We start from the raw sequence: 10,721 nt of genomic DNA, 5'->3' as shown, positions 1-10,721 counted from the left end.
CTCGTCTCCGTCCGCTCTGGGGCGCCCCCCCCCCCCCCCGGGCGCCGCCCCGCCCCCCCCCCCCCCACCCCCCCCCCCCCCCCCCCCCCCCCCCCCCCCCCCCCCCCCGGCACCGCCCCCCACACGCAGCCCCCGAGCCCCGGCACACCCCAGCCCCGCCGGCGTTTGAGGCGCAACGGCGCCGCCGGGCTAGCCCTCCGCCGGCGCACGCCCCGTCAGCGCCGCAAGGCTCGAGCGGACGTGGTTCATGTGCGCCCGCATCTCGTCCTGGGACTCCCCGTGTTCCCGAAGGATCCGCTCCGTCTCCCGACCGACCCGCTCCTCCCGCACCCGCGCCTCCGCGATCAGCTCCGCCGCCCTCGCCTCCGCGTCCTCCTGCCCGTGCCGCGCCGTCTCCTGCGCCTGCGCGAACCCCCGCTTCGCCTCCGCCAGCCGCGACTCCGCGTACCGCTCCAGCTCCGCGTGCCGGGACTCCAGCTCCGCCTCCCGCGCCGCCAGCTCCCGCTCCGCCGCGTCCCACCGCTCCGTGTGTTCCTGCTCGCGCTCCGCGAGCAGCGCCTCCGCCCGGCGCGCCGTGTCCGCCAGCACGGCAGCCGCCTCCGCCCGCCACGCCGCCGCGTCGTCCCGCGCCTCCGTCCGCGCGTCGTCCGCCTCGCGCCCCGCCCGCAGCAGCGCCTGCCGGGCCCGGACCTCGGTCTGCTCGCGCACCGCCTCCGCGTCCCCGCGCGCCAGCTCCGTCACCCGGTCCGCGTGCGCCTCGGCGGCGCCCGCCGCCGCCAGTGCGTCCGCCCGCGCGTCGCCCCGCAGGGTCTCGGACTCCTCCTCGGCCAGCAGCAGGATCCGGCGGGCCCGCTCGCCGAGCTCGTCGTACGTCTGCGGGGCCAGTCCGGAGACCACCACGCGCAGCCGCTCCGCCTCCGCCTCCATGTCCCTGGCCAGCACGGTCAGACGGGCCACCCGCTCCCAGGCGTCGTCCCGGCTGCCCGACAGCCGGGCGAGGTACCGGTCCACCTCTTCCGCCCGGTAGCCACGGCCACGCACGGTCGTAAAGGGTGCACTCATCCTGGAAGCGCCTCTCTCGCGGGGGTTCCTGCCAAGGATGCGTCATTTGCTCCCGGAAGCCCGAATGGCCGGGCCGAGACCCCGTTCGAGGGTCACGACCCGGCCATCCGGATCAGCGGAGGATCAGAGCGGGATCAGCGCGGGATCAGAGGAGCCCGTCCCACATCTGCTCCAGCAGCACCGACCACCAGTTCTCCGGCGACGCGAGCGCCGCGCTGTCCAGCCCCGCCAGATTCGCCTGGAAATCGACGGTCCAGCGGCCCGCCTGCTCCGGCGTCAGATGCTGGCGCAGCCGCCACATGTGACCCAGCATCGCCAGGGACCGTACGAACTGCGGCAGCGAGGAGTTGACGAACTGCGGGGGCACCGGCGCCCCGCCGGGACCGCTCTCCACCGGTACCGCCACGATGTGCGCGGTCCCGTACTGCACGCACAGCGCCTTGCCGAAGTCGCTGCCCACCACCAGGTACGAGCCCGCGTCCGAGGCCGGCTGCACCTGCCGCTGCGCGGCCAGTTCGGCCAGCGTCGGCAGCGGGGCACCCGGTACGGCCTGGGCCCAGAAGAACGGCCCGAAGTCCACCGGCAGACCCGACCACATCAGCGTCTGCGCCACGATCTCCGGCACGCCCTGCCGGGACACCGCGCGCTGCTCGAAGCGGAACACCCCCTGCGGCCCGAACGCCCCCGCCAGCTCCTGCGCGATCGCGTCCAGCGGGATCGCCGGCTGCAAGGGCACCTGCGGCAGCGGGGCGCGCACCGGCGCGGGGCGCGCCGGGCCGTCCGCCACCTGGTGCAGTTCGCCCTGGTGGGTCAGCAGGTGGCGCATGCCCTGCTGCCGGCCCGCGTGGTCCGTCCCGTACGGGGCCACGTTCGTGATCCGGACCTGCGGCCAGGTTTCCCGGATCATGCGCGCGCAGTAGCCGCCGGGCAGCTCGCACGAGGCCAGCTCCGTGTGCAGCTCCAGCACCTGCTGCGGGGGCACGTTCATCGCCCGCAGCTCGTACAGGATCTGCCACTCCGGGTGCGGGGTGCCGGGCGCGGAACGGCGGATGACCTGCTGCTCGGAGCCGTCGGGCGCGCGGTAGCGCAGCACGGCCTGGTAGCCGGGTCCGACCGTGGGCACCCCGGGGTTGGGGCCCGACGGTACGGATGCCTGCGGCGCGGGACCGGGCGGACCGGGCGGGCCGGGAGGCTGCGGCCCGCCGGGACCGGCCAGCATCGTCGCGGCGTACGCGTCCCCGCGCCCACCCGACGACCCGGACGACCCCAACGACCCCGACGCCCCGGGAGCCCCCGGAGGACCGGGAGGCGCGGGCGGCCGCCCCGTCACGGCCGGACCCGCCAGCATCGTGGCGGCATGATCCAGCCCACCACCGGGCACACCGGGAGGACCGGGCGGCGCAGGCGGCTGCCCGGCACCCGACGGAGCACCTGGCCGACCGGGAGCACCGGGCGGGCCGGGAGGCTGCGGAGCACCGGGGCCGGCCAGCATCGTCGCGGCGTACGCGTCCCCGCGCCCACCCGACGACCCGGACGACCCCACCGACCCCAACGACCCCGACGCCCCGGGAGCCCCGGGAGCCCCCGGAGGACCGGGAGGCGCGGGCGGCCGCCCCGTCACGGCCGGACCCGCCAGCATCGTCGCGGCATGATCCAGCCCACCACCGGGCACACCGGGAGGACCGGGCGCCCCCGGAGCTCCGGGCGGACCGGGCTGCTGCGGGCCACCGGGGCCCGCCAGCATGGTGGCGGCGTACGAAGGCGACTCCGCACCCCCACCAGACGCAGCGCCCCCACCGGCCCCACCGGACCCGCCGGCCCCGCCCGGCGCACCGGGTGCACCGGGCGGACCCGGCGGAGTCACGGGCGAGGGGGTCGCGGACCGGTTGACCCGGGCCTTGCTCGTCGGCGCGTCGGCGATGTCCCCACCGGACGCCTGACCCCGCCCCGGCCCGGACTCCGGGTCCAGCGCGGGCACGACGGCGGTCTTCGGCAGTGCACTGCCCCTGGGCATCAGGGTCGTGCGCGCCTCCGGGCCCGGCCCCGAGGACCCCGGGGCGTCGTCCAGGTCCGATCCGGACAGCGGCGGCGCGAACACCGTCGCCGGCAGCGGTACGGACACGGAGTCCGCACCGGGGTTCACGTCGGTCCCGGCCCAGGGCGTGGCCCCGGCCGGAACCTCGGCGGGCACCCCGTCGTTGGCGGTCGGCTCGTAGGGGACCTCTCCCCCGCGCCGCAGGGGCACGGGCTCCGCCACCGGCTCCCCGGCGGCGGCCACCGCGTCAGCCGGGGCCACGGGAACAGCCGGGGTCACCGGAGCAGCCGGGATCCCCGCCCGGTCCGCCGCCTCCTGGAGCCACTCCGGCGGGCTCAGCATGAACGAGGTCTGCTCGGAGTCGATGCGCGGCACCGGCACCGAAGCCTCGGCCTGCGCGGCCGACGCCCCGTACTCCTCCTCGTAGCGGCGGATCACCTCACCCACCGGCAGGCCGGGCCAGAGCGTCACCTCCCCGCTGTCCCGCGCGATGACCAGCCGCTGCCGGCCGCCCCCCGACACCGGGCCCGCGGGGCGGTCCTCCGCCCACACCACGAAACCGAGTCCGAACTCCCGTACGCGCACCTCGCGGTGCTGGTACGCGGGCACGTCCCCGTTGATCCACTCCTCGGCGCGCTCCTGCGCCTGCGCAAACGTCACCATCGCGCCGTCACCTCTCCACCGGTGCCGCTGCCGGACCGGCACCGGGAACCGAACGCTCCGCCGAACCCGCGCCCGTGCCCGTACCCGTCACGGGAACCGAGCGCGCGAATCCGCCGTCCACCATCAGACCGGCCACCGTTTCCAGCTCCGGCGGATTGCCCGCCAGCCGTTCCAGGAAGGCGTCGAAATCCGCACCGCACGGCAGCAGCAGCCGCTCCACGCGTTCCTGCACCGACCAGCCGTCCTGGTCGCGCGCATCGTCGTACGGAGAGAACCAGACCGAGCCGATCCCCTCCCCGCGCACCTTCACCGCGAGCAGCCCGCCCTGCACGAAGGCCACGCACAGGTAGTCCTTCGTCAGGTGGTCCCGCAGGCACTTGTTCACGTAGACGAGGTCGTTGACCGCCGCCTCCTCGCGCACCGTGAAGAACGGCTGGTCCACCAGCAGTCCCAGCTCCACGTCGAGCCCCGTGCCCACGGGAGCGCAGCCGCCCGCCGCCTTCAGGAAGGAGCGGTAGGCCTCCGGGAGCCGGTAGCCGAGGTCCTCCTCGACGCCCTGGACCTGCTGCTCGGTCACCGAGACCACCGTCTTGGGCAGTCCCAGGTGCACCGGGCGCAGCTCCTGCAACGGCCGCGTGCCGCGCTTGACGTGGTCGACCGCGGCCGTCGCCAGACCGGCGTGGTGCCTCAGCAGCGACTTCACCTCGACCGGGACCAGTTCCATGCGGCGCGTGCCGGACACGTGGTGCCAGGTCCAGCCGTGCGGGGTCGACACCGGGCCGACCGTGTCCCACAGTTCGTGGCCGGTGGCCCGCATGGCCGCGTTCGCGGACACGCAGTCCGTCAGGCGCAGCTCGTCCACGCCGAAGCCCTCCGGGGGCTCGGCGATCTCGACGGCCGCGCGGGCGTACAGCGCGAAGTCGGGGTGTCCGTTCGCGCCGATGCGGACTCCGTGGGGATGGCGCGCGGCCCGGACGGGGTCCGGGAAATGCACGACCTGCCCCGAATAAGCGGCGTTGGGTGGCGCGGCCTGATGCCCGAGCCGACCTGTCGTCATGGCGGTAGCCCCCTGCTGGATCTGGCTGGTTCACCACAGCGTCTCTGATCAGCTAAGTGATCCTGAGCCGGACTGAGTGTCTGGATCGAGGATATGTTCCCACCTTGGAGGGGTGACGTGAGCGTGCAGGTGGAATCCCGCGCCCAGTGCTGCGCCTCGTGGCCGGTGTCGGCTGGTGGTGGGTGTGCTGATCGTCGTCACGTCCTGGTGCCGGTGGGCTGCGCGAGGCAGCCGGAACCGGTCCGTGTGAACGTGCCCCTCCGGACGCTTGCCCGCCGGGCCTTGCGGTCTGGTGGGGGAGGGTGCCCTGCGTCGCCTGGGCGCGGGGCGTGTTGTCTTGTGCCGGGTGGGTCCGGTCTTGGTCCGGTCCCGCCGGCTGGTCTTCGGCGTGGTGGGTGCGACGACCGCGCCCGCTTCGAGTCTGTCCACAACCGTGCGGATGACCAGGGCGTCTGTGGCGCGGTCGGTCACGGTCTTGGCCTGGTGGGTCAGTCCGCGTGCCGCGATGCGCTGCCAGGCTCCCTGGTCACGGTCGCCCTGCCAGCCGCAGCCGGGACACAGGGCCCATTTCCAGCCGGGTGTTGTGGGCCGGTCGGGGGCTTTGCGGTGTCGCAGCGGTGTGAGGCATTGCGGGCAGTGCCTGGACGTGTTGCGCGCGGGGACGGTGACCACGGCGATGCCCGTCTCGGCGGCCAGATGCCGCATACAGTCCACGATCTGCCCGCGCACCTGCTGGGACAGTCGGGTGTTGATGGTGCGGCCCATGCCACGGGCCTCCATGGAACGCAGGTCCTCGACGTAGATGACACTCGCCCCGGTGGCGATGGCCTGATCGACCGCCCAACGGGCGGCGGCCCGGGCCAAGGCGTCATTCAGATTCGACCGGCGTGCGCAGACCCGGCTGATCTCATAGCTCAGAGCGTCGTACTTGGCAGCCAGGACATGCTGCTCGTCTCCGGCAATCAGCCGCTGATAGCGGTGGGCCTTGGCATTCAGGTACTCGGACAGCCTGCGCAGGCTGTGCTGCTTGGCGAGGACGCCTGCCGCCCGGAACATGCCACCCGCCCCGAGGGTGGTGATCCGCCCGTCGTCGTGGAGCCGGGCCACGCCCGCGCTGAGCAGGGTGTTCAGACCCCAGTCCACACCCAAAGCGACCGTGTGCCCGCTGTGGGCCGCCTTCGGCACCGGGTGGGTGTAGGCGAGATCGACGCGGACGCGGCCTTGGTGCAGGCGGAGGGTGGGCAGGTGCAATACCGCACCTGTGGGGACCATCGGGGGCAGCTTGATGGGGCAAGCCACCCATGTCCAGTCCCGGTACGACCGCGGGTCGGGCCGGATGGGGAGCTGCAAACGCAGAAGCGCCCGGCCTGCCGTGTCCGCCCGCTCGATGGTGGCCTGCTGCCCGTCGCAGGCCGACAACAGCAGCATCCGCGCAGCTTTGGGCGCGCTTTCCACCTCGAACACATCAGCCGGCATCCGGTCGTGCTTGTTGGCGTACGCAGCGATCTGCCGGGTCCGGGATGTGATGACGCTGGACGGCAGATGCTGCCCGCCCGGCACCGCGGCGCGCACCGCATTCCATTCCTCGGCCGTCCGGTTGGCGGGGGCGACAGGCCAGGTCGAGATGACCGCCCCGGTCAGGTCGACGCGCCACTTCACCGACCGCAGAACGCGCCCGGCCTGCTCCTGCGCCATCCGAACGATCCGGTCATTGACCCGAAGGCCCCCTTCCGGCACGACGGTCCAGCCCAGACGGCGCAGCGCCATCCACGCGCTCGACGGCAGCTTCCGGCCCCCACCGTCCTCCTCCGATGCGAGCGCATCCACATCGACGGCATTCCAGTACGCAGCCAGCAGGTCACCAGCCATCCCGGACACCAGATCGGCTGCCCAGCCGACGCGCTCTGCCACCACGGAGACCGCCAACAGCTCACCGTTCGCCTCATCCACCCCCGACCGCAACAGGCCACGGGCGCAAGCGGTCCGGGCGGCCTCGCCCACGGCGAGCTGCACCTTCCGACTCACGCCCCCCCTTCCGCCGGTGCTGTCATCCGATCAACGACACCCCACGCGAAAGGTCACCCATTCGACCCACGAACTCACATCCGGCACCCGCGGGACGGCCGGGAAGATCCGAATTGATACGAATATTCGACCCCGCTTCCACATGCCACGGGACATTTGACAGGCTGTCCCCACAGCACGGGGGCGTGCGCGACAGCGGCCAGCACCGCGGCCACGGGAGGGAAAGCGCAACCATGCAGAACACGGCAACACGCACAGACGCGGCCGACGCCCACTCAGGAGGGGCGGGAGCCCAGGTTTCCGCGGGCCCCGCGGGCGCCCGCGGCCCCGGGGACAGCGCCGGTCCTACGGGAACCAGCGGCCCGGCGGCCGTCCCCGCGCAGGCCCGCACCGCGGCCGACCAGGGCCCCGGCGATCCCCGGCTGCGCTGGGGCGGCGGCGGGGACGCCCGTCCCGCCGTGCCGACGCTCCGCTTCCGCCGCGACGGGATCCTGCCCACCGTGGCCGCCGCCCTGTCCGTACGCGGCGAAACCCTCACCGGGACCGCCGGCAAGGCCGATCTGCCCCCCGTCCTGCACGCCCTCGTACAGGATTTCCTCGACACCCTCACGAGCGGCCAGCGCGAACGCTTCACCGGCCGGTGCCCGGAGGCGATCCTGCTCTCCCGCCACCTCGCCACCGTCGAGGGCGCCCGCAGCAAGCGCGCCTCGCGCAAGCCCCTGACGCCCAGCGAGGCGCGCCGCTCGCTGAAGCACTCCAAGATCACCGCCCGCCGCATCCGCGAGGACGGCGACCCGCTCCACGGCAGCTACGCACCTCCCTGCCGCTCCTGCGAGGCCCTCCTCGCCCACTTCGGCGTACGCCCCGTCGACCTCACGCACCCCGAGTAGCCGCCATGACCACGACCTCCGCTTCGTACGCCCGTTCCTCCGCGACCCGCTTCCCCGTCGCCGTGGACTCCGCCCTGCGCACCGCCGGCTGGGAGCCGGGCCGCTGGGACATCAAGCAGGCCGAGTACTGGGCCGACGCCCTGCGCGACCACACCACCCCCGCCGGGCACCGGCACACCGTGTTCCCGGCCGCCGTCGAAGCCTGGGCGGAGTTCGGGAACCTCACCGTCACCGCCCCGGGCCCCGGCCGCCAGATCGCGCCGACCGCGATACGCCTGGACCCCCTCACGGGCCTGCACCTGGCCCGCACCTTCGCGGACCTCGGCCGCGCCCTGTCCACCCAGCTCTGCCCGCTCGGCGTCGAGGCCGACACGGACCCGGCCGGGGGCGGCTCCCACTTCGCCCTCGACCGCGAGGGCCGCGTCTACTGCGTGGACCACACCGGCGACTGGTACCTCGGCGCGAGCCTCGACGAGGCCCTCACCCTCCTCCTGACCGGCCTCCAGCCGACCCGCCTGACGACGGCCTAGGCAGGCTTCACCCCAGCTCCGGGAGCCGCTCCCCGTCCCCGGGGTAGCGGCCCTCCTCCAACCGGAAGAGGTACGCCCGCAGATCGGTGGCGAGCCCGCCCTCCAGGTACGCCCGGAACTCCCGCGCCCCCTCGGCGGCGTCCCGGTCGGCGGGATGGACGCTGTCCGCGTACTCGGCCAGCGTGAGCGCCAGGTGCTCTTCGACCCGGCTCCGCCCGGCCCACCACCGGCGCACCGCCTCCGGGGTCCACCAGCGGTCCCCGTCGTACGCGTACTCCTGGAAGGGCTCCTCGTCCGCCGCGTTCACCACCTCGCGCACCTCGGCCGGGCTCCGCGGCTGCCGGAAGACGTACTCGAGGGTGCCCTCGGTGCTCGCCGCGTACATCACGTTGCCGGGCGCGTTCAGCCGCCCGGTCCAGCACGTGTCCGTCTCGCCCGTATAGAAGGGCCCCGGCACGTTCAGCCAGAGCCGCTTCTCCCACCGCCCCTGGAACAGCTTGCGGTCCTCGTCCGTCAGCTCCGCCACCGGATCCCAGCCCACCCTCATCCCCGTCATCCCACCCTCCCCTGTTCGCCGCCGTGCCTCAGAGCTCCGGCAGCCGCTCCCCGACCTCCGGGTACCGGCCTTCCCCCAGCCGGAAAACGTACGCCCGCAGATCAGCCGCGAGGCCGCCACTGCCCAAGTACGCGCGGTACTGCCGCACTCCGGCGGCCGCGTCCACGCTCTGCGGATCCCGCGACTTGGCGAGCTCGGCGGAGGCCGCCGCCAGATCCTCCTCGCTCCGCGCCCTGGCGGCCCACCACTCGCGCACCAGTCCGGGCGTCCACCCCACGTCCCCGTCGCACGCGTAGCCCGCGGTGACCTCGACCGCCGCGGCCCGGGCCAGCCCCCGCACCTCGGCCGGACTCCGGGGCTGCCGGAACACGTACTCGGTGAAGTGGTCACCCCCGTACAACACGTTGTCGGGCGCCTCGATCCGCCCGGTCCAGCAGTTGTCGTTCTCCCTCGTGTAGAACGGCCCGGGCACGTTTCTCCAGAGCCGCTCCTCCCAGTACGGCCAGTGCGCACCGTAGGTCCCGAAAGACCGACGCTCGTCGTCCGTCAGCTCCGCCACCGGATCCCACGCCATCCGCCCCTACCCCCGCTCGCTCGGCAGGACCGCCGAGACCTTGAAGCCGCCCCCGTCCGTCGGACCGGACACGAACACCCCGCCCAGTGCGAGCACCCGCTCGCGCATTCCGACCAGGCCGTTCCCGCCGCTCGGCAGCCCCGGCTCGGCCGCCTTGCCGTCGCAGGGGCCGTTCTCCACCTGCATGGCCACCTCCCCCTGCCGGTGCGCCAGCCGTACGACGACCCGTGCGCCCGCCGCGTGCTTGTGGCAGTTGGTCAGCGCCTCCTGCACCACCCGGTAGGCGGTCTGCTCGACCTCCGCCACGTACGCGCGGTACTCGCCTCGCACATCCAGCTCCACGACCATCCCGGCCGCCCGCGACTGTCCGACCAGCGCCTCCAGCTCGCCCAGCGTCGGCCCGTCCTCGAAGCTCCCCACCAGCGCCACCGGCACGGCCACGGCCGCCGGCTTCGGCGTCTGGGCCCGCAGCACACCGAGCATCTCGCGCAGCTCGGTCAGCGCCTGCCGTCCCATGTCCCCGACCAGCGCAGCGTTCTTCGCCGCCTTCACGGGGTCCTTGGCGGCGATCGCCTGGAGCGCCGCCGCGTGCACCACCATGAGCGACACCCGGTGCGCCACGACGTCGTGCATGTCCCGCGCGATCCGGGTCCGCTCCTCCGTACGGGCCCACTCGGCCCGTTCCTCCGCCCGGTCCGCGAGCAGTGACAGCTCCCGCTCCAGCGAGTCCGCCCGCTCCTGCAAGCTCTCCATCAGCCGTCTGCGGGCCGCCGTGTACAGCCCGAAAAGCACCGGCGGCACGGTCAGCGCCACCGCCACGAACACGGACAGGGTGATGACGAGGGTGAGGGTGACCTCGGGGTCCGCCGCCCGGGTGCGCATGTACATCGCCACGAAGGTCGCGGCGAGCGACATCGACGCCAGGGTCGCGGTGATCCGCCGGGGCACCTCGGAGGCGGCCAGCGTGTACAGCCCGACCACCCCGAGCAGGAACCCCATGGCCGCCGGCGACACCGCGATGCCGACCAGCACCACGACGATCGGCCAGCGCTGCCGCAGGACGAGCACCGACCCGACCAGTAGCCCGAACAGCACCCCGGTGAAGACCGGGATCCCCGCCTCGCGGGCGAATCCGACGCCCTCCACCCCGCACTCGACGGCGGACACCGCTCCGAGCCCCACGTCCCACAGGGCCGACCTGCGCCGATCCCACCACAAGGGCCCGTCCCGCCCGGCCCCCGCCTTTCCCTGCTCTTCCCCCGTACTGGTCATACGGTCCAGCCTACGCAGCGGCCCCGGTCCGGAGGCGACCGGAAATCCCGGTGAAGG

The 10,721-nt window shown here is 74.0% G+C and carries 9 protein-coding genes; 2 read left to right on the top strand and 7 right to left on the bottom strand.

Features of this window, described 5'->3' with window-relative positions; translation table 11 throughout:
- Nucleotides 1-189 precede the first annotated feature (189 nt).
- From ACIQV3_RS37200 to ACIQV3_RS37185, 4 genes are all read right to left on the bottom strand, one after another.
- The gene (locus tag ACIQV3_RS37200; protein WP_403720770.1) at nt 190-1,062 is read right to left on the bottom strand and encodes a DivIVA domain-containing protein; all 873 of its coding nucleotides are present in this window, start codon (nt 1,060-1,062) and stop codon (nt 190-192) included.
- Nucleotides 1,063-1,207: 145 nt separating this feature from the next.
- Entirely contained in the window at nt 1,208-3,760 is a 2,553-nt protein-coding gene (locus ACIQV3_RS37195) for an SUKH-4 family immunity protein (protein ID WP_403720768.1), read from the bottom strand.
- Nucleotides 3,761-3,767: 7 nt separating this feature from the next.
- Nucleotides 3,768-4,817, bottom strand: coding sequence for an SMI1/KNR4 family protein (locus ACIQV3_RS37190; protein WP_403720765.1), 1,050 nt, complete (start codon nt 4,815-4,817; stop codon nt 3,768-3,770).
- 48 nt (nt 4,818-4,865) lie between these two features.
- The gene (locus ACIQV3_RS37185; RefSeq protein WP_403720763.1) at nt 4,866-6,818 is read right to left on the bottom strand and encodes a zinc ribbon domain-containing protein; all 1,953 of its coding nucleotides are present in this window, start codon (nt 6,816-6,818) and stop codon (nt 4,866-4,868) included.
- Nucleotides 6,819-7,264: 446 nt separating this feature from the next.
- Between ACIQV3_RS37185 and ACIQV3_RS37180 the strand changes: the two genes are divergently transcribed.
- Nucleotides 7,265-7,732: a YwqJ-related putative deaminase gene (locus ACIQV3_RS37180; protein ID WP_403720786.1), complete on the top strand. Its 468-nt coding sequence runs from the start codon at nt 7,265-7,267 to the stop codon at nt 7,730-7,732.
- Nucleotides 7,733-7,737: 5 nt separating this feature from the next.
- Nucleotides 7,738-8,262 carry an SUKH-3 domain-containing protein gene (locus tag ACIQV3_RS37175; protein ID WP_403720762.1) on the top strand — a complete coding sequence of 175 codons (525 nt, stop codon included), beginning with the start codon at nt 7,738-7,740 and terminating at the stop codon, nt 8,260-8,262.
- Nucleotides 8,263-8,269: 7 nt separating this feature from the next.
- On the opposite strand, the gene ACIQV3_RS37170 is transcribed toward ACIQV3_RS37175, so the two are convergent.
- Genes ACIQV3_RS37170 through ACIQV3_RS37160 form a run of 3 tightly spaced genes read right to left on the bottom strand, consistent with a single transcriptional unit; the run spans nt 8,270 to nt 10,664 of the window.
- Entirely contained in the window at nt 8,270-8,818 is a 549-nt protein-coding gene (locus ACIQV3_RS37170; protein ID WP_403720760.1) for a hypothetical protein, read from the bottom strand.
- A gap of 28 nt (nt 8,819-8,846) precedes the next feature.
- On the bottom strand, nt 8,847-9,392 hold the full coding sequence (locus tag ACIQV3_RS37165) for a hypothetical protein (RefSeq protein WP_403720758.1): 546 nt from the start codon (nt 9,390-9,392) through the stop codon (nt 8,847-8,849).
- 6 nt (nt 9,393-9,398) lie between these two features.
- The gene (locus ACIQV3_RS37160) at nt 9,399-10,664 is read right to left on the bottom strand and encodes a sensor histidine kinase (protein ID WP_403720752.1); all 1,266 of its coding nucleotides are present in this window, start codon (nt 10,662-10,664) and stop codon (nt 9,399-9,401) included.
- Between the last annotated feature and the right edge of the window lie 57 nt (nt 10,665-10,721).

Origin of the sequence: Streptomyces sp. NPDC099050 (assembly GCF_044759865.1) — a bacterium.
Taxonomy (GTDB): domain Bacteria; phylum Actinomycetota; class Actinomycetes; order Streptomycetales; family Streptomycetaceae; genus Streptomyces.
The sequence above is the reverse complement of the archived record's forward strand: the minus strand, read 5'-3'. Positions and strand labels throughout refer to the sequence as shown.

Bases quoted from the DNA above. Each gene is read 5' to 3' on its own strand.
- ACIQV3_RS37165 (WP_403720758.1), bottom strand. From the start codon at position 9,392: ATGGCGTGGGATCCGGTGGCGGAGCTGACGGACGACGAGCGTCGGTCT.
- ACIQV3_RS37190 (WP_403720765.1), bottom strand. From the start codon at position 4,817: ATGACGACAGGTCGGCTCGGGCATCAGGCCGCGCCACCCAACGCCGCT.
- ACIQV3_RS37170 (WP_403720760.1), bottom strand. From the start codon at position 8,818: ATGACGGGGATGAGGGTGGGCTGGGATCCGGTGGCGGAGCTGACGGAC.
- ACIQV3_RS37160 (WP_403720752.1), bottom strand. From the start codon at position 10,664: ATGACCAGTACGGGGGAAGAGCAGGGAAAGGCGGGGGCCGGGCGGGAC.
- ACIQV3_RS37175 (WP_403720762.1), top strand. From the start codon at position 7,738: ATGACCACGACCTCCGCTTCGTACGCCCGTTCCTCCGCGACCCGCTTC.
- ACIQV3_RS37195 (WP_403720768.1), bottom strand. From the start codon at position 3,760: ATGGTGACGTTTGCGCAGGCGCAGGAGCGCGCCGAGGAGTGGATCAAC.
- ACIQV3_RS37200 (WP_403720770.1), bottom strand. From the start codon at position 1,062: ATGAGTGCACCCTTTACGACCGTGCGTGGCCGTGGCTACCGGGCGGAA.